Below are 17,937 nucleotides of genomic sequence, written 5' to 3'. Positions count from 1 at the left end.
CTGCGCTACCTGCGCGTCGACGTGACCGACGCCGGCGCGGTGGCCGACGCGGTCGCGGGGGGGCCCCCCGCCGGGGGGGCCGGGGGCGCCCGGGGGCCCCGGGGGGGGGCGCCCCCCCCCGCGGGGGGGGGGGCCCGCCCGGGGGGCGGCCCGGGGGGGGGGGGCCCGCCGCGGCGCGGGGGGCCCCCCCGGGGGCCACCCCCCCCCCCCCGGCGCCCCCCGCGGGGCCCCCCGCGGGGGGGGGGGGGGGGGGCCGCCCCGGCCGCCCCGGCCGTCGCGGCACCACCCCGCCGCCGACCCCTGGCCCGAACACCCATCCGAACCAGAGAGATCGAGGATCACCCGTGACCGTGACGGAACACGTCCGCCCCACCGCGGCGCCGGAGACCGCCCAGGTCCTCTCCGCCGAACAGCGGTACGCCGACGAGCTGGCCTTCCTGGCCGCGTACGACGACGGGGCCCGGCCACCGGGCTGGGCGCTGACCCCGCGCGCCGTGGTCACCTTCATCCAGGGCAGCGACGGCGAGGCGCTCAAGCTGCCCGCCGACCGGCGCACCGGTCCGGGCGGCGCCGAACTGCCGGCCAGCATGACCATCGCGCCGAAGTTCATCGGTGAGCGGAGCCTGGTCGAGCGGTGCGTGGTCACCCTGGCCGGTGAGCGGGGCCTGCTGCTGGTCGGCGAGCCCGGCACCGCCAAGTCCATGCTGTCCGAGCTGCTGGCCGCCGCGGTCTGCGGCACCAGCGCGCTGACCGTGCAGGGCACCGCCGGCACCACCGAGGACGCCTTCCGGTACGGCTGGAACTACGCCCTGCTGCTCGCCCAGGGCCCGACCCCGCAGGCGCTGGTCGACTCGCCGGTGCTGACCGCGATGCGCACCGGCCGGGTGGTCCGGATCGAGGAGGTCACCCGCTGCCTGCCCGAGGTGCAGGACGCGCTGGTGTCCATCCTGTCGGACCGGCGGATGAACGTGCCCGAGCTGGCCGGCACCGAGGACGGCCTGATCCGCGCGATGCCCGGGTTCACCGTGATCGCCACCGCCAACCTGCGGGACCGCGGCGTGTCGGAGATGTCCTCGGCCCTCAAGCGCCGGTTCAACTTCGAGACCATCCACCCGATCTCGGACGCCGACACCGAGACGGACCTGGTGCGCCGGCAGGCCACCGCCGCCGTGCAGCGCGCCGGCGCGGCGTACACGGTGGACGACGCGGTGCTGGACGCGCTGGTCACCGTGTTCCGCGACCTGCGTTCCGGCCGGTCGGGCGAGGGCTGGGACGTGGAGCGGCCCGGCACGGTGATGTCCACCGCGGAGGCGGTGCAGGTGGCGGTGTCGCTCGGCCTGGCCGCCGCGTACCTGCCCGGCGGGGACGCGCTCGACCTGGTGCCCGGGCACCTGCTCGGCGTGGTCCGCAAGGACGACCAGAACGACCACGCCCGGCTGCTCGGCTACTGGGACGGGCCGGTCCGCCGCCGCGCCGAGGACGGCTCGGCGATGTGGCGCCGGCTCTGGGACCTGCGGGAGAGCCTGCGGTGACGATCCTGTCCAGCACGCCGCCCGGCGCGGCCCCGCCGACCGCCGGCCCGGTGCCGGCCGCCCCGTCGACGGCCGACCCGACGACGGCCGATCCGCGGGCCGTGGTCGACGCGCTCGCCGGTTCGGTCCGGCCGTACCTGATCGGGGTGCGGCATCACAGCCCGGCGCTGGCGGCGGTGGTCCCGGCACTGCTGGACGCCGCCGGGGCCGAGGTGGTCTGTGTCGAGCTGCCGGCCGACTTCCAGGGCTGGCTGCCGTACCTGTCCGACCCGGCCGCCCGCGCCCCGCTGGCGCTGGTCGGCAGCCACGGCGCCGACGGGCCGATGGGCTTCTACCCGTTCGCCGACTTCTCGCCGGAACTGGCCGCGATCCGCTGGGCCCGGCAGCGCGGCGTCGAGGTGGTCTGCTGCGACCTGCCGCTGGCCGACCCCGGCTGGACCGCCGCCGGCACCGACCCGGCCGGCGGTGCCGACCCGGCCGCCGGCGGCGATCCCGGCCCGGACGCCGGTGGGCCGGTGCCCGGCCTGCGCCGGTCCTTCGCCGCCGCGCTCAGCGCCAGCGGCACCGGCCGGGACGGCGACGACCTGTGGGACCGGGTGGTCGAGGTGCGTGCCCCGGGCTGCCCGCCCGAGGCCGTCCGCCGGGCCGCCCTCGGCGTCGGCTGGGCGATGCGCACCGACAGCGCCAACGGCGACGGCGTAGTACCGGCCCGCGACCTGGCGCGCGAGCGGCACATGCGCCGGGTGTTGGCCGAGGCCGGCGTCGACGGTCGGCGGGTCGCCGCCGTCGTCGGGGCCTTCCACGCCCCGGCCCTGCTCGCCGCCCCGTCGGCCGACACCGCCGCCGACCCGGCCCGGGCGGCCGGGCCGGCCGGAGGTGCCGCGCCCACCCGGCCCGTCACCGCCCCCACCGGGCCGGTCCGGTCCGTGACGACCCCGCCGGGGCCGGCCACCACCGACGGCGGCGGCACGGTCACCTCGCTGGTGCCGTACGCGTTCGACCTGCTCGACTCCCGGTCCGGCTACCCGGCCGGGATCCGCGACCCGCGCTGGCAGCAGTCCGTCTTCACCGCCGCCGGCGACCCGGAACGGATCCGGGCCGCCGCCGCCCGGGCGGTCACCGACCTGTGCCGGGAACTCCGCGCGGCCGGCCACACCGCCGGCACCGGCGAGGCCGCCGAGACCGTGCGGCTGGCCAGCGACCTGGCCCGGCTGCGGGATCTGCCCGCCCCGGGCCGGGGCGAGGTGCTGGAGGCGGTCACCACCGTGCTCGGCCAGGGTGAACTGCTCGGCCGCGGCCGAGCGCTGGCCAAGGCCCTGGAAGTCGTGCTGGTCGGCGCGGAACGGGGCCGCGTCGCTCCCGGTACGCCGCGGTCCGGGCTCGGCCCCGCGGTCGAGGCGGAACTGACCGCGCTGCGGCTGCCCAACCCGGACAGCCCGAAGCCCCGCGAGGTCCGGCTGGACCCGCTGCGCACCGAGCTGGACGGGCGGCGGGAGATCCTGCTGCAACGCCTCCAGGTCTGCGGCGTCGGCTACGGCGAGCCGATCGCGGTGTCCGGCACCGGCGACGGCGCCGCCCTGACCACCCGCTGGCAACTGGCCTGGACGCCGTCCGTGGCGGCCCGGCTGGACCTCGTCGGCGTACGCGGGGTGACCGCGGCGCTGGCCGCGGCCGGCACCCTGCGCGAGCGGTTCCGCCGGGAGGCCGCAGACGGCGGCCCCACCCCCGCGCAGCTGCTCGTCGGGCTCCGCGACGCCGCCCGCTGCGACCTGCCCGAGCTGGTCACCGACCGGCTCGAACTGGCCGCCACGGTGCTGCCGGGCACCGGCACGCTGCCCGAGCTGCTGGCCGCACTGGACCTGCTGGAGGCGCTGCGCCGCGAACACCTGCCCGGCACCACCGCCGACGGCCGGGCCCGGGCGGCCGAGCTGGCCGTGGTGCTGCTGGACGCGGCCGTCCGCGGGCTGCCCGGCCTGGCCGGCAGCGACGCCACGGCCGACGCCGCCGCGCTGGTCGACCTCGCGGTCCGCGCTGGCGAGGACCGGATCGGCCTGCGCCTGGACGAGGCCCTCGACCACCTGGCCCGGAACGGTTCGTCGCTGATCCAGGGCGCCGCCCTGGCCGCCCGGGTGCTGCTCGACCTGACCGATCTGGAGACCCTGGGCGGCCGGGTGGCCGGCTGGATCGACGCGGCGACCGGACCGGACACCCGGCGGCAGCTGCACCGGTTGCTCGGTGGTCTGCTCACCGCGGCGCACCCGCTGCTGCAGTCCGCCCCGGCCGCGCTCGACCCGCTGCTGGAGCGGGTCGAGCGGCTCACCGACGCCGACTTCCTGGACCGGCTGCCGGCGCTGCGTGGCGGGTTCGACGTGCTCACCCCGGCGGCCCGGGACCGGCTGCTGCACACCGTCGCCGAACGGCTGGGCGACCGGCTCGATCTGGCCTTGTCCGCCCCGCCCGAGCTGCTGGCCCGGTGGGCCGCCGCCGACGCGGCCGGCCGGGCCGCCCTGCTCGCCCGTCACCTCCCGATCCCGGGCCCGCCGACCGGCTCCGCCGACGCCCCGGCCGGCGTCGCGCCCGAGCCGGACACGCCGAGCGGCGGGCTCACCCCCACGGACCGGTGGCGGCTGCTGCTCGGCCGCCAACCCGACCGGTTGCCCTCCGACGCCCGCCGCTACGCCCGCGCCCTCGACGAGCTGTACGGGGCGGGTCAGGGCGAGGGCGCCACCGACCTCGGCCAGGCGGCCGGCGGCGGCCAGGAGGCTTCCTTCCCGACCGCGCGCGAGTGGGCCGACGAACTCGAGGCGTTGTTCGGCACCGCGGTACGCGAGGAGGTCATCGCCCGGGCGGCCGAGAGCGGCCGTGCCGACGTGCTCACCGAGCTCGACCCGGCCGCCGTGCGCCCCTCGATGGAGCTGCTGACCTCGGTGCTGTCGCTGGCCGGTGGCCTGCCCGAGGGGCACCTGGCCAAGCTGCGGCCGCTGGTGCGGCGGCTGGTCGAGGAGCTGACCAAGCAGTTGGCCACCCAGGTGCGTCCGGCGCTGACCGGGCTGACCAACCCGCGTCCGTCCCGCCGACCCGGCGGCCGGATCAACCTCGCCCGTACGCTGCGAGCCAACCTGGCGCACACCCAGCGGCTCGGCGACGGCCGGACGGTGGTGGTGCCGGAACGGCCGGTCTTCAACACCCGGACCCGCCGGGAGGCCGACTGGCGGCTGGTGCTGGTGGTCGACGTGTCCGGTTCGATGGAGGCGTCGGTGGTGTGGTCGGCGTTGACCGCCGCCGTACTGGCCGGGGTGCCCACCCTGTCCACTCACTTCCTCGCCTTCTCCACCGAGGTGGTCGACCTGACCGACCGGGTCGACGACCCGCTGTCGCTGCTGCTGGAGGTGCGCGTCGGCGGCGGTACGCACATCGCCGCCGGGCTGGCCCACGCCCGTTCGCTGGTGACCGTGCCGAGCCGCACCATCGTCGCGGTGGTCAGCGACTTCGAGGAGGGCTACCCGCTGGCCGGGCTGCTCGGCGAGGTCCGCACGCTGGCCGGTTCCGGCGTGCACCTGCTCGGCTGCGCCGCGCTGAACGACAGGGGAGTGCCCTGCTACTCGGTGCCGGTCGCCGAGCAGCTCGTCGCGGCCGGGATGCCGGTCGCCGCTCTCAGCCCGCTCGAACTCGCCCGCTGGGTGGGCGACCGCGTACGCGGAGGATCACGTTGACGGAGCGCACACTCACCGCCGCGGACACCGACCGGTTGCCGCCGGTGCTGCCGGGGGTCGCCGCCGCGGCGGTGGCGGCCCTGCCACCCCGGCTGCACAAGCGGCTGGACGCCACCGTCGAACGGCTGGCCGGGGTACCGGTCGGCCGGGTCGACGGCGGCGTCTCGGTCGACTGCGGCCCCGAGGCCCTGGTCACCCTGACGCCCGGGCCGACCGGCGCGGTCACCGACCCGCACCAGGCGCGGTGCAGCTGCCTGCTGGCGCCCCGCTGCCTGCACCGGACCGCGGTCCTGGTCGCCTGCCCGGTCGCCGACCCGGCCACCCACCCCGATCCGGCGGCCACCGCCGCCGCGCCGTCGACGTCGGACCACGCCGGCGCGGCCACCGGGGGGACCGGACGATCGGCTGGCGCGACCGCCGGTCGTACCGGCCGGAGCACGGCACCGACGAAGGCGCAACGGGCCGCCGCCGGCGCGCTGTGGCGGGCGGCCGCCGCGGTGCTCGCGGCCGGCGTGCCGGCCGCCGGCGCGGTCCCCCAGGCCGAACTCCTGCGGGCCGCCCACAGCGCCCGGCTGGCCGGCCTGCCCCGGGCCGAGAGCGCCGCGCTGCGCACGGTACGTGGCCTGCGCGCGCACCGGGGACGGCAGAACGGCCACCGGCTCGCCGAGCTGGTCGAGGTGCTGCACGACCTGCTGTACGTGGCGGGCCGGCTGGCCGCCGGCGACCCCGACCCGGCGCTGGTCGGCGTGCTCCGGCGGGCCTACCAGCCGGACGGCACGCTGGAGGTGTACGGCGTCTGCCGGGAACCGGTGATCAGCGCGACCGGGTACGCCGGGGTGGTCACCCATCTGGTCGCCGCCGACGGGCGCCAACTCTCCTTCGGCGACGTGAAACCGGGCGGCCCGGACCGGGCACGGGACTGCGCCCGGGCGGTCACCGAGATGGGCGCGGTGGCGGTCGACCACGCGGTGCTGTCCCGCGGTGGCCTGCGGATCACCGGCACCACCGTCTCCCCGGACGGCCGGCTCGGCGCCGGCAAGGGCGTCCGGGCCACCCCACTCACCAGGACCGACTGGTCCACCGGGCCGCTGGCGGACCTCTTCACCCGCCCGCTCGCCGAGGTGGTGACCGCGCAACTCGCCACCGACGACCCGGAGGACCCGGCCCGCGCCGGGACCGCGCTGGTCGGCTGTGACCTGGTGGTGGTGGGTGCCGCCGGTGACCAGGTGCTGGCCCGCGAGCTGGCCCCCGGCACCGACGCCGCGCCGGACCGCGCGCCGGTGCCGGACGGACCGGTGATCCGGCTGGCGCCGGTCAACTCCCACCCGCTGCTGGCCCACGTGGCCAACCTGCGGCGGCTCGCCTCCCGGCCCGGCCTGCGGATCCGGGTGGTCGGCCGGCTGGACCCGGACCGGGCCGGCACGCTGCACCCGCTCGCGGTCGGCCCGGTGCCCGGTGCCGCCACGACGCTGCGGCTGCCGGCGGACTGGCACGGCCGGGCGGACCTCGGCTACGACGAGATCCAGGGCGGCCACCTACCGCCGCGCGACCCGGCCGCGATGACCGAGCCGGTCCTCGCCGTCGGCGCCGACACGGTCGCGGAGTCCCCGCTGTGGCGGGTCCGCCGACTGGTGGAGCTGGCCGTCTCCGGCGGTCGCCGCGCCGTCGCCGAAGCGGCCCGTGGCGAGGGCGTCGGGCTGGCCGGTCCGCTGCGTCGCGCCGGCTTCACCACCGCCGCCGCGGTGGCCGCCGCGCTCGCCGACGAGTCCGACCGGCGCGGCCGGGACACGTTCGGCCGGCTCACCGATCCCGACCCGGACCGGTACGCCTGGGCCTGGCTCGCCGTGACCGCCCACCTCGCGGCCGCCGAACGGGAGCTCGTCCGGTCCTCCTGGACCGCCCCGCCCGTCGGCTGACCTGCCGGGATCCGTAGACGTCGAGTTCACGGCGGCTGGTGGGGCACGCGATCGCCGGCCGCGGCGCGGGCCGCCGGGGTCGGCGCCCGCCCGAACCCGGGCGGGCGCCGGCCCTCGGGCGGCGCGGCCTGCGCTGGTCGGACGGGTTCGCTACCTCGAGGCGAACGGCGCTCGAACGGGGCGTACGGACGGCGCCGGCTCAGCCGCCCGCGCGTACGCTCTCCCGCGCCGTGCGGGCGAGCTTCTCGTCGTGCGGCCGGTCCAGTTCGCGCGCGATCTCGATGATCCGGTCGAGCAGCGCCAGCGCCTCGTCGTGGCGCCCCGCCGCGCGGCACGTCTCGGCGTAGGTGTGCAGGACGTCGATCTCCAACTGCACCTCGGCCAGCGGCTCCAGCAGCTCGAAGGCCCGCCGGTGGTGTTCGAGCGCCTCCTCGGGTGAGCCCATGACCCGCAGCGCGACACCGAGGTAGTTGTGGCACCAGGCCTGGTTGTGTTGCAGGTTGTTCTGCTCGGAGAGCCGCAGCGCGTGACGCAGCGCCCGCAGCGACTCCGCCGGGTGGTCCGCTGCCAACGCGACACCGAGGGTGACGAGCCCGGTGATCTGTGCGGGCCCGTCCGCCAGGGCGACGGATGCCCGGGCGAGTTCGACGGCTTCGTGGTGCCGCCCGAGGTGAAGGGTCACCCATCCGTCGAAGGCCAGCGCCTGGGACTGCCCGGCGGGGCGCCCGATCGTCTCGAACAGCTCGCGTGCCCGCCGGAACTGCGCCTGCGCCGCTTCGAGGTCACCGAGATCCCGGCGTACGAGGCCGATGCGCAGCGCCAGCGCGGCCGCGGTGTCGTCGTCCGGCCCTGCCCGCTCCGCCGACTCGTAGGCGGAGAGCGCCCTGGTGAGTCGTCCGGCGGCGGCACAGGCGTAGCCGAGATCCGCGAGCAGCGCGGCCCGCTGCTGGTCGCGGCCGAGACGTGCGGCGGCGGCCGCGGCCGCTTCGAGCATGCGTGTCTGGTCGTCGGTGCCGCGGTGCCGGAAGAACCAGACCCGCATGGCCTGCGGCAGCTCGGCCACCACCTCGTCCACGCCGAGCCGGACGGCGACGTCGAAGCAGGCCACCAGGTTGACGTACTCGAGGTCGAACCAGGCCATGGCCCTCGCCGGGTCTCCCGGTGCGGGTTCCCTGCGGTGCGGCGAGGGCAGCGTCTGGTCGTGGGCGACCGCCCGGGCCAGGTAGTGCCCCAGGACCCGACGCAGGGCGGCGTCGGCCTGTGGTTCCTCGTCGGCGGCGATGTCCGCCGCGTACTGCCGGATCAGGTCGTGCATCCGGTACCGCCCGGGCGAGGGCTCCTGGACCAGGTGGGCGTCGACCAGTTCCTCCAGCGCGGCGCCGGTCCGGTCGGCCGGCAGGTCGGTGAGCGCGCCCACCACCGCCGCGTCGAAGTCGGCGCCCGGCAGGACGCCCAGCAGCCGGAACACGCGGCGCTGGACCCCGTCGAGCTGCCGCAGCGACATGCCGAACGCGGAGTCGAAGCGGTTGGCGGTGTCGCGCAGCCGCTCGGCCAGCACCGCCACCGTCCAGCCGGGGCGGTGGCGAAGCCGCGCCCCCGCCATGCGTAGCGCCAGCGGGAGCCCGCCGCACTGCCGCAGCACCTGGCTGACCGCCTCCTCCTCGGCGAGCGTGAGCCCGGCCGCCCGGCCGAACAGGCGTGCCGCGTCGCCGTCGGCCAGCGGCTCCAGCGACACCGGCGGCACCCCGTCCAGGCTCACCAGCCGGTGGCGGCTGGTGAGCAGGACCGCCGACCTCCCCGCGCCGGGGAGCAGTGGGCGCACCTGCTCCGCGCCGACGGCGTTGTCGAGCACGACGAGAACCCGCCGGCGCGAGAGCTCCGAGCGCCAGAGCGCCGCGCGTTCGGCGGTGCCGGCCGGCGGGTGCGTCACGCCCAACGCGCCCAGCAGCCGGCCCAGCGCGGCCGGCGGCTCCAGCGGATCCTGGCCCGGGGTGAAGCCGTGCAGGTCGAGGTAGAGCCCGCCGTCCGGGTACGCAGGGGCGAGCCGGTGGGCCACGTGTACGGCCAGGCTGGTCTTGCCCACGCCCGCCATGCCGTCGATCGCGACCGCGCCGGTGCTGTGCAGCAGCTCTTCGACCAGCGCGGACTCCGCTTCCCGGCCGGTGAAGTCGAACAGGTCGGCCGGCAGGTCGTTGCGGCGCGGGGCGGGCGCGGCGCCGGCCCTGGCCGCCTCGGCCCACACCGGGCGCAGTGACCGGGGGTCGCGGCCCACCACCCGGCACAGCGCCACGACGGCCTCCCACGGCGGCACGAGCTGACCGGTCAGGTACCGCGACAGCGACGAGCTGCTCAGATCGGCCTGGCGCGCGAGGGCGCGCAGGCTGAGCCCGCTCAGCTCCTTGATCCGGGCGAGCTGGGTCACCAGTCGCTCGTGGGGGCTGGACACGCGCGACACCGTACCGTCCCGGCCCACCGAGACGGATCGGCGGTGCGTCTGCGCTGCTGGAGCGCGTTCTACGTGTCCCACGGTGTCCCACGGACCGCGCGGGCCCCGGCCCGCCGATGGTCGGATGACTCCGGTCAGAGACACCCACGACGAAGGAGCGGCGATGTCGACCGAGCGCATGCCGAACCCGGCGGTTCTGGTCCCCGAGGCGATGGCGGCCCTGATGGCGGTCACCAGGGCGATCGCGGGTGCCGGGGTGGACGGCAGGCTGCTGGCGCTGAGCCATCTGCGGGCCAGCCAGATCAACGGCTGCGGCCCGTGCGTGGTCGGGGGCGTCCACCAGGCCCGCCAGCACGGCGTGAGCGCAGACCAGCTGCACGCCGTGGCCGCGTGGCGGGAGACGCCCTGGTTCAGCGACTCCGAGCGCGCCGCGCTGGCCCTGACCGAGGCCGTGACGCGGCTCGCCGACCAGCCGGACCCGGTGCCGGACCAGGTGTGGGACGTGGCCGCCACGCACTTCGACCAGAAGGAGTTGGCCGCCCTGCTGCTCAACATCGCGCTCACCAACGCCGTCAACCGGCTCAACGCGCCGACCCGTCAGCAGGCGGGCAGGTGGTGATCCAAAAATTGACGACGGCCGAAGAGGCCGATCGACGCTGACGCAACCGGTGGGAGTCGGCCCGGACCGGGCCCCACCGACCAGTACCGCCCGATAGCCACACGTCACGGAGAGGACGTCGCCATGTCGACCGCCACGAAGAGCACGAAGAGCACGAAGACCGCCACGAAGAGCACGAAGGCCGCCACCGAGAACGGCGAGAAGCACGAGGGTTTCACCGACGAGGAACGCAGCGCGATGAAGGAGCGCGCCAAGGAGCTGAAGAAGGGCGCTCGGCGCGGCGCCAAGGCCGACCCGGAGAGCGAGGTGCTCGCGAAGATCGCCGAGATGGCGGAGTCCGACCGCGTGATCGCCGAGCGCCTGCACGCCGTCGTCAAGGCCACCGCGCCGATCCTCACCGCCAAGCTCTGGTACGGGATGCCCGCGTACGCCCGCGACGGCAAGGTGGTCTGCTTCTTCCAGAGTGCGGCGAAGTTCAAGACGCGGTACGCGGTGCTCGGCTTCAGCGACGAGGCGAACCTCGACGACGGCGTCATGTGGCCGACCTGTTTCGCGCTGGCCGAGCTGACCGCCGAGCAGGAGGCCAGGATCGGCGCGCTCGTGAGGCAGGCGGTGAGCTGAGGGCCGGGCCCTCCTCGGCGGGATGTCGGATCTGCCTCGTCCGGCGTCCCGCCGCGGAGATCCACAATTCATCGATAGGTTTACATATATCGGTTGCCTCGTGTATGAAGGCTGCAAGCACGACTGGGTGCTGGTTCTTCGGGAGGAGCGACGATGAAACATGCCCTGCGCCGCCTACGAACGGCGGCGGTCGCACTCGGCGCCTGCACACTCGGGCTGAGTCTGCTGTCGGTACCCGCCGCCGAGGCGTCCGCGGCCCAACCTCTCGCACCGCACTCCGAACGGGCACCCGAGTCGGATCAGTTCTCGGCCGAGGGCGTCACCACGGTCGGCGAACTCCGCACCGTCGACGGATCGCTGTCCTACGCCCGGAACGGCCGTACGCAGATCATCCGGCACCCCGGCGCGTCGTACGTCAAGGTGCACTTCAGCGCGCTGCGACTGGCTGACGGCGACTACGTGACCGTGTCGAGCCCCGACGGCCGGGAGAGCTACCGCTACGACCGCTACCTGAACCGGGCGACCGGCTCGGACTACACCACGGACGGGCAGCCGGGCTTCTGGGCGATGTCGGTGGAGGGCGACACCGCGGTGGTGACGCTGCACAGCAGCCGCCCCTCCCGGGGCAGCGCCGCCACCATCGACCGGTTCTGGCGCGGCTACGACCGCACGGAGATCGCGCAGTACAACCTCTCCACGCAGTCCGTCTGCAGCACCGACGCCCGCCGCGACGTGGTCTGCTACCAGAACAGTCACCCCACCGAGTACGCCCGCGGCATGGCGGTGGCGCGGCTGCTGATCAGCGGCGGCGGGATGTGCACCACCTGGCGGGTCGGCAACACCAACCGCATGCTGACCAACAAGCACTGCTTCTCGACGCAGTCCGCCGTCAGCGGCAGCGAGATGCAGTTCAACTACCAGTGCGCCACCTGTGGCGGCGCGAACCCCGGCGCCGGCACCAAGGTGAGCGGGGCCACGCTCTACAAGGTGAGCAGCGGTGGGTCCGGCGAACTGGACTACGCCCTGTACTCGGTGAACAACTTCACCAGCATCCAGAGCTTCGGCACGCTGTACCTGGCGACGACCGCCACCAGCACCGGCACGCGGATGTACATCCCGGGGCACGGTGACGGCAGCCCGAAGCGACTGTCGATCTACGAGGACACGCAGAACGGTGCGACGTGCGCCGTGCGGAACGCGAACTACAACACCTGGAACATCAGCTACAGCTGTGACACCTCCGGCGGCAACTCCGGCTCGCCGGTGCTGAACGCCAGCCACCGGGTGATCGCCCTGCACCACCTCGGCGGCTGCCCGTCGAACCAGGGCGCGAAGGCGCACCTGATCTACAACGAGATCGCCAGCCTGATCGACAACGGCTGACGGCAGCGGCGACGACGGCCGCCGCGGCGCTCATCGCGCCCCGGCGGCCGGCGGCCGTCGGGGCGCGGGCACAGGCTCCGGGCCGGCGCCCGCAGCCGCACCATCGGCATCGTGACCCCGCACCGGCCTCAGTCCGGCAGGACGTGCGCGAGGCGGGCGAGCGCCGACTTGATCTCAGGGACGGTCCGTCCCCGGTCGTGGCGCTGGTACCGGTACACCTCCGGGGCGAGCGGCGCGAGAAGGGCGTCGGCGAGGGCGTCGTCCTGCCAGCCGACCTCCCGGATCAGGGACAGGACGAACGTCCGCCAGAAGCCGTAGGCCCCGGCCGCGAAGCGGGTGGCGCCCTGTTCGGCGCCGAGCGCCAACGGCAGGTGCTGCTCGAGCAGGTCGATCATGGAGTCGTAGAACGCCGTGAGGCGCCGGCGGGGCGGGGCGCCCGGCCCGAGCGGCGGCGGGCCGGAGAGCATCTGCCGCTGCAACCGCTGTTCGTGTACGTCGAGGAGGGCGACGGCGACCGACGTGACGTCCGGGTAGCGACGGTAGAGCGTCGCGCGGCCGACGCCGGCGGCGGTGGCCAGGTCCGTCATGGATATCTGCGGTCCACGCTCGGCGAACAGGCGTTCGGCGGCCGCGAGGATGCGCCGTCGGTTGGCTGCGGCGTCGGCCCGCTCCCCGGGGCCCGACGCCAGGAGATCGTCCGCCACCGCGACAGCTTAACCGGACATCTCGTCCGCTTGTGCGCCGCCCCGCCGCCGTCGGGCGCGGATAAGTGGACGCAATGTCCACTTGCGTGTTAGCGTCTCGGCGTAAGCGGACAGCGCGTCCGTTTCCTTCGACGATTAGGGACCAGAGCCATGACCCACCTGCTGCACCTGGACGCCAGCGCCCGCCGGGCATCACACTCCCGCACCCTGGGCAGGGCGTTCGCCGAGAAGTGGCGGGCCATCCTCCCTGACGGCAGGTACACCTACCGGGATCTCGCCGCCGCCCCGGTTCCGGTCATCGGCGAGGCGTGGACCGAGATCTGCGACTACGCGTTGGAGCACACCATCACCGACCCCGGCCGCCTCGCCGAAGGCGTGCGCACCCCGGCCCAACGGGAGGCGTGGGCGGTGGTGGAGCCGCTGCTCACCGAGCTGCTCTCCGCCGACGTGCTGTTGATCGGGGCACCCATGTACAACTTCTCGATCCCGGCCAGCCTCAAGCTGTGGATCGACCAGGTGACGTTCCCGCGCGCCGTACTGGCGGCCAAGGTCGTCGTCGTCGGCGCGCGAGGTGGCTCCTACGCCCCCGGCGCCCCCCGTGAGCCCTTCGACCACCAGGAGCGCTACCTGCGGGACTTCTTCCGCGGCCACTTCCAGGTGGACGACGTCACCTTCATCAACGCCGAGTTCGTCAACTCCACGGTGGACCCGACCCTGGACGGGTGGCGCGATTCCTACCGCAGTTCGTACGCCGACGCCCGGCAGGCGGCGGTCGAGCTGGCCGGAACCGTCGCCACCGGGACCCTCGCGCCCTCGGGTCAGCGGGCATGAGCTGGCTCGTCCTGGCGCTCGCCGGCCTGGTCGAGATCGTCTGGTCGCAGACCATCAAACCGACGCAGGGCTTCACCAGGCCGGTGCCGACCCTGCTCTGCGTGACGCTCGGAGCCGCGGCCGTCTACCTGCTGTCCCGGGCGATGCAGGACCTGCCGGTCGGTACGGCCTACGCCGTCTTCACCGGCATCGGCGCGATCGGCGCGATCTCGCTGGGCGTCGTCGTGCACAAGGATCCGGTGAGCGTCGGCCGCTTCGCCGCGCTGGCGCTGATCATCGGCGGCATCGTGCTCGCCCGGGTCACCAATCCCGACTGAGCGTCCCGGATCCCCGTTGCCGGTCCGGGTGGGCGCGCCGACCCGGGCGTGTCCTCCGCCGGCGCTGTCGGGGCGCCGCCCTGGTCCCCGCGCCCCGGGGGTCGGGCCGGATGCCGACTGTATCCCTGCCCCACACCTCTGCTTGCCATGATCATATCGTTTTTCAACAAAACGACGATACGATCGGTGTGTGAGTACCTCTCCGGAACCGGTGGTCATCATCGGCGGCGGCCAGTCCGGCCTCGCCGCCGCACGCGCCGCCCTCGCGGCGCGTCTTCGCCCGATCGTCCTGCACGGCGGGGCGGAGCCGGTCGGCTCCTGGCCGGCCTACTACGACAGCCTCACCCTCTTCTCCCCGGCCCGCTACAGCGCGCTGCCCGGCATGGCGTTCGACGGGGGAGACCCGGACCGCTATCCGACCCGGGACGAGACCGTCGACCACCTGCGGCGCTACGCCGGCAGCGTCGACGCCGAGATCCGCACCCGCGTCCGCGTCACGGCCGTGCGCCCGCGCCCGGGGGGCGGCTACCTCGTCCGCACCGACACCGGCGAGGAACTCGCGGCGGCGGGCGTCGTCGCCGCCAGCGGCTCCTTCGGGAATCCCTACCTGCCCGTGCTGCCGGGCCGACCCGACTATGCCGGGGAGGTGCGACACGTGGCGGACTACCGCCGACCCGACCCTTACGCCGGAAAGCGGGTCGTCGTCGTCGGCGCCGGGAACTCCGCGATCCAGGTCGCCCACGAGCTGGCCCCGCGGGCCACCGTCACCCTGGCCACCCGAGCGCCCGTCCGGTTCCTTCCGCAGCGCATCCACGGCCGGGATCTGCACTACTGGCTCGACGTCACCGGCGCGGACCGCATGCCGCGGGGGCTGCTCACCCGCCTCATCCGGCACGCCGCCGTGCTCGACACCGGCGTCTACCGCGACGCCCTCGCCTCCGGGCTCCTCACCCGGCGGGAGATGTTCACCGCGTTCACCCCCGACGGCGTCACCTGGCCCGACGGCACGACCGAACCCGTCGACGCGGTGATCTTCGCTACCGGCTACCGACCCGACGTCGGATACCTCGCCCCCGTCGGGGCGCTGCACCGCGGCGTGCCCGCGCACGCTGGCGGCCTTTCCACCACCCATCCCGGGCTCGCCTACCTGGGGCTCGAGTTCCAGCGATCGTTCTCGTCCAACACCCTGCGGGGTGTCGGCCGAGACGCCACCCACGTCATCGCGGCCCTGGCCGGGTACGTGTCCAGCGGAGGCCGGCGCTGGCGGAGGGGAAGCCGCCAGTCGACGGCCGCCGGCGCCGGCGGCCAGCGATCCTGAGGCGCGAGGCCGTCTCCGGGCTCCGGTCCGGGTGCCCGGGCTCGAACCGCTCACCCGTCGGCGCTGCGACGGCGGTGGCCGGGGCCATCCGCCGTCGGTTCGACGAGGGTGCGCCCCCGGCTTGCTTTGACACGGGTCTAGGTTGACATTCTTCTAATCAGCGTGACAGTCTCTGCTTAGATGGACGTCAAGGCAGCGTCCGTGACGGAAGGGGAACGTCATGTTCGGACGTATTCGCCGAGCGCGGGCGGCGACGGCGGCGGTGCGGTTCTGCGACTCCTGCGCCGAGGTCACTACTGCCGAGCAGCGCGCGCAGCGCCGCTACGACGACGCACGCACTGCCGCCTACGCCGGGACCCTCCGGTAGTACCGAGGCCCGCTCGCCGCCACGTGCCGGCCGGTGCGAACGCCGCCGTCCCACGTCGCCCGGGTCGGGGCAGGGCGGCCTGTCCAGCCATCGGTTCGAATAGTGTCGAGAAAGAGGAACCTTCTGATGAGCGTTGTCGACGAGCTGCCGGTCGTGGTCATCGGCGCCGGTCCGGTGGGGCTGGCCGCCGCGGCGCACCTGCACGAGCGCGGCATCTCCTTCACCGTCCTCGAGGCGGGGGAGACCGCCGGCGCGGCGGTGCGGCAGTGGGGGCACGTGCGGCTGTTCTCCCCGTGGCGGTACAACATCGACCCGGCCGCCCGCCGGCTGCTCGACGAGGCCGGCTGGGTCGCCCCCGCGGCGGACGCCCTGCCCACCGGCGCGGAGCTCGCCGCCGAATATCTGCAGCCCCTGGCCGAACTGCCGCAGCTCAAGCCGCACCTGCGCTACGGCGCCCGGGTCGAGGCGATCAGCCGGCTCGGCCTGGACCGGTTGCGCACCGCGGGTCGCGAGCAGACGCCGTTCCTGGTCCGGCTCGCCGACGGTGAGGAACTGCTCGCCCAGGCGGTCATCGACGCGTCCGGCACCTGGGGCACGCCGAACGTGCTCGGCGCATCCGGGCTGCCGGCTCGTGGTGAGGTGGACGCCGCTGCCTTCCTGGAGCACGCGCTGCCGGACGTTCTCGGCGCGGACCGGGCCCGGTTCGCCGGCCGTCACACCCTGGTCGTGGGCGCCGGCCACTCTGCCGCGAACACGCTGCTGTCACTGGCGGAGCTGGCAGCCGTGGCGCCCGGCACGGAGGTGACCTGGGCGATCCGCGCGGCCAGCCCGGCCCGCACCTACGGCGGCGGGGACGCCGACGCGCTGCCCGCGCGTGGGGCTCTCGGTGCCCGGCTGCGTGAGCACGTCGACGCGGGACGGATCCGGCTGCTCACCGGCTTCTCCGTGTACGCCCTCACCCCGACCGACGGCCGCGTCGCTGTTGTCGTCCGGCACGACGCCGGCGGGGAGGAGTCGGTGACGGTGGACCGGATCGTCGCGGCGACCGGTTTCCGCCCCGACCACTCCATCGCCAGCGAGCTGCGGCTCGACCTGGACCCGGTGCTGGGAGCCACCCGGGCGCTCGCGCCGCTGATCGACCCGAACGAGCACTCCTGCGGCACGGTGCCCCCGCACGGTGTGGACGAGCTGGCGCACCCCGAGGCCGGCTACTACGCCGTCGGCATGAAGAGCTACGGCCGGGCCCCGACGTTCCTCATGGCCACCGGCTACGAGCAGGTCCGCTCCGTCGTCGCCGCCCTCGCCGGCGACTGGGCGGCTGCTCGCGACGTCCAGCTCGACCTGCCCGAGACCGGAGTGTGCAACAGCAACCCCGCCGAGTCCGCCAACGCCGACAGCTGCTGCGGCCCGGCGCCCGCCGCCGGCTCCACCGGTCGCGGCCTCGCCACCGGCATCTCCGGCGGCCTGCTGTCGGCGCCGCTGAACCTGGTCACGCTCGACGCCGTTCCCGCCGGCGGTCAGACCGGCGGCTGCTGCGCGAGCTGATGCCCGCCACCACGACGGTGCCCGCCGACCCCAGGGTCGGCGGGCACCACACCGTCCAGGGCCGACGGATCGTCGCCGCGCTCGCCGTCACGCAGACGGTCGGCTACGGCACCCTCTACTACGCGTACGCCGTCCTGCTGAACCCGATGGCCACCACCCTCGGCGCGTCCACCACCGCCGTGACCGGCGCCCTGACCGCCTCCGTCCTCGCCGGCGCGCTCATGGCCATCCCCGTCGGCCGGTGGCTCGACCGGCACGGCGGGCGCGCCCTCATGACCGTCGGCTCCGCCAGCGCCACCGCGCTGGTCCTGGCCTGGTCCCAGGTCGACGCCGTCTGGCAGCTCTACGCGGTGATGATCGGCATCGGTGCCGCCGGCGCGATGGTCCTCTACGAACCCGCCTTCGCCGTCATCGTCACCTGGTTCACCCCCGACCGCCGAAACACCGCGCTGCTCGTGGTCACCATCGTCGCCGGCTTCGCCAGCACGATCTTCCTGCCGCTGACCGGCCTGCTCGTCGAACACCTCGACTGGCGCACGCGCTGGTCGTCCTCGCCGCCGTCCACGGACTGACCACCGTCCCGCTGCACGCCGCCACCATCCGCCGCCCGTCCAGCCCATCCGCA

The 17,937-nt window shown here is 75.2% G+C and carries 14 protein-coding genes; 12 read left to right on the top strand and 2 right to left on the bottom strand.

What is annotated here, in order from left to right:
- Positions 1-344: 344 nt before the first annotated feature.
- Genes ACGF7U_RS27130 through ACGF7U_RS27120 form a run of 3 tightly spaced genes read left to right on the top strand, consistent with a single transcriptional unit; the run spans position 345 to position 7,161 of the window.
- Positions 345-1,532, top strand: coding sequence for an AAA family ATPase (locus tag ACGF7U_RS27130; protein ID WP_393111338.1), 1,188 nt, complete (start codon positions 345-347; stop codon positions 1,530-1,532).
- On the top strand, positions 1,529-5,245 hold the full coding sequence (locus ACGF7U_RS27125; protein ID WP_393111336.1) for a DUF5682 family protein: 3,717 nt from the start codon (positions 1,529-1,531) through the stop codon (positions 5,243-5,245). Before ACGF7U_RS27130 ends, ACGF7U_RS27125 begins: the two co-directional genes overlap by 4 nt.
- Positions 5,242-7,161: a hypothetical protein gene (locus tag ACGF7U_RS27120; RefSeq protein ID WP_393111334.1), complete on the top strand. Its 1,920-nt coding sequence runs from the start codon at positions 5,242-5,244 to the stop codon at positions 7,159-7,161. Before ACGF7U_RS27125 ends, ACGF7U_RS27120 begins: the two co-directional genes overlap by 4 nt.
- Before the next feature lie 199 nt (positions 7,162-7,360).
- Here ACGF7U_RS27120 and ACGF7U_RS27115 read toward each other — a convergent pair whose 3' ends face one another.
- Entirely contained in the window at positions 7,361-9,607 is a 2,247-nt protein-coding gene (locus ACGF7U_RS27115) for an ATP-binding protein (protein ID WP_393111332.1), read from the bottom strand.
- A gap of 163 nt (positions 9,608-9,770) precedes the next feature.
- On the opposite strand from ACGF7U_RS27115, the gene ACGF7U_RS27110 reads away from it, so the two are divergent.
- From ACGF7U_RS27110 to ACGF7U_RS27100, 3 genes are all read left to right on the top strand, one after another.
- Positions 9,771-10,226, top strand: a complete 456-nt coding sequence (locus ACGF7U_RS27110) for a carboxymuconolactone decarboxylase family protein (RefSeq protein ID WP_393111330.1) — start codon at positions 9,771-9,773, stop codon at positions 10,224-10,226.
- Between the two features lie 123 nt (positions 10,227-10,349).
- Positions 10,350-10,847, top strand: coding sequence for an iron chaperone (locus ACGF7U_RS27105; RefSeq protein WP_393111328.1), 498 nt, complete (start codon positions 10,350-10,352; stop codon positions 10,845-10,847).
- Positions 10,848-11,000: 153 nt separating this feature from the next.
- Positions 11,001-12,230, top strand: coding sequence for a trypsin-like serine peptidase (locus ACGF7U_RS27100; RefSeq protein WP_393111326.1), 1,230 nt, complete (start codon positions 11,001-11,003; stop codon positions 12,228-12,230).
- Between the two features lie 128 nt (positions 12,231-12,358).
- Here ACGF7U_RS27100 and ACGF7U_RS27095 read toward each other — a convergent pair whose 3' ends face one another.
- Positions 12,359-12,934 (bottom strand): TetR/AcrR family transcriptional regulator, encoded by a 576-nt coding sequence (locus tag ACGF7U_RS27095; protein WP_393111324.1) that lies wholly within the window; start codon positions 12,932-12,934, stop codon positions 12,359-12,361.
- A gap of 150 nt (positions 12,935-13,084) precedes the next feature.
- Here ACGF7U_RS27095 and ACGF7U_RS27090 point away from each other — a divergent pair, with 150 nt between their 5' ends.
- The 6 genes from ACGF7U_RS27090 (at position 13,085) to ACGF7U_RS27065 (ending at position 17,884) form a co-directional block, all read left to right on the top strand.
- Complete coding sequence (locus ACGF7U_RS27090) at positions 13,085-13,765, top strand: FMN-dependent NADH-azoreductase (protein WP_393111322.1); 681 nt, start codon at positions 13,085-13,087, stop codon at positions 13,763-13,765.
- Positions 13,762-14,082 carry a DMT family transporter gene (locus ACGF7U_RS27085; protein WP_393111320.1) on the top strand — a complete coding sequence of 107 codons (321 nt, stop codon included), beginning with the start codon at positions 13,762-13,764 and terminating at the stop codon, positions 14,080-14,082. The genes ACGF7U_RS27090 and ACGF7U_RS27085 overlap by 4 nt, the downstream gene beginning before the upstream one ends.
- Positions 14,083-14,272: 190 nt before the next feature.
- Complete coding sequence (locus tag ACGF7U_RS27080; RefSeq protein ID WP_393111317.1) at positions 14,273-15,400, top strand: flavin-containing monooxygenase; 1,128 nt, start codon at positions 14,273-14,275, stop codon at positions 15,398-15,400.
- A 220-nt stretch (positions 15,401-15,620) separates the two neighbouring features.
- Positions 15,621-15,767: a hypothetical protein gene (locus tag ACGF7U_RS27075; protein WP_393111315.1), complete on the top strand. Its 147-nt coding sequence runs from the start codon at positions 15,621-15,623 to the stop codon at positions 15,765-15,767.
- Positions 15,768-15,893: 126 nt separating this feature from the next.
- Positions 15,894-17,312, top strand: coding sequence for an FAD-dependent oxidoreductase (locus tag ACGF7U_RS27070; RefSeq protein ID WP_393111313.1), 1,419 nt, complete (start codon positions 15,894-15,896; stop codon positions 17,310-17,312).
- A complete protein-coding gene (locus tag ACGF7U_RS27065; RefSeq protein ID WP_393111311.1) occupies positions 17,312-17,884 on the top strand; it encodes an MFS transporter in 573 nt (190 codons plus the stop codon). The genes ACGF7U_RS27070 and ACGF7U_RS27065 overlap by 1 nt, the downstream gene beginning before the upstream one ends.
- The last annotated feature ends 53 nt before the right edge of the window (positions 17,885-17,937 follow it).

Source organism: Micromonospora sp. NPDC047670 (assembly GCF_043204915.1).
Lineage (GTDB): Bacteria > Actinomycetota > Actinomycetes > Mycobacteriales > Micromonosporaceae > Micromonospora.
Note: the sequence above shows the minus strand (reverse complement) of the source record. Positions and strands in the feature narration are given on the sequence as shown.

Excerpts from the sequence above, each read along its gene's own strand:
- ACGF7U_RS27110 (WP_393111330.1), top strand. The coding sequence starts at position 9,771 with ATGTCGACCGAGCGCATGCCGAACCCGGCGGTTCTGGTCCCCGAGGCG.
- ACGF7U_RS27105 (WP_393111328.1), top strand. The coding sequence starts at position 10,350 with ATGTCGACCGCCACGAAGAGCACGAAGAGCACGAAGACCGCCACGAAG.
- ACGF7U_RS27070 (WP_393111313.1), top strand. The coding sequence starts at position 15,894 with ATGAGCGTTGTCGACGAGCTGCCGGTCGTGGTCATCGGCGCCGGTCCG.
- ACGF7U_RS27090 (WP_393111322.1), top strand. The coding sequence starts at position 13,085 with ATGACCCACCTGCTGCACCTGGACGCCAGCGCCCGCCGGGCATCACAC.
- ACGF7U_RS27065 (WP_393111311.1), top strand. The coding sequence starts at position 17,312 with ATGCCCGCCACCACGACGGTGCCCGCCGACCCCAGGGTCGGCGGGCAC.
- ACGF7U_RS27075 (WP_393111315.1), top strand. The coding sequence starts at position 15,621 with ATGTTCGGACGTATTCGCCGAGCGCGGGCGGCGACGGCGGCGGTGCGG.
- ACGF7U_RS27100 (WP_393111326.1), top strand. The coding sequence starts at position 11,001 with ATGAAACATGCCCTGCGCCGCCTACGAACGGCGGCGGTCGCACTCGGC.
- ACGF7U_RS27085 (WP_393111320.1), top strand. The coding sequence starts at position 13,762 with ATGAGCTGGCTCGTCCTGGCGCTCGCCGGCCTGGTCGAGATCGTCTGG.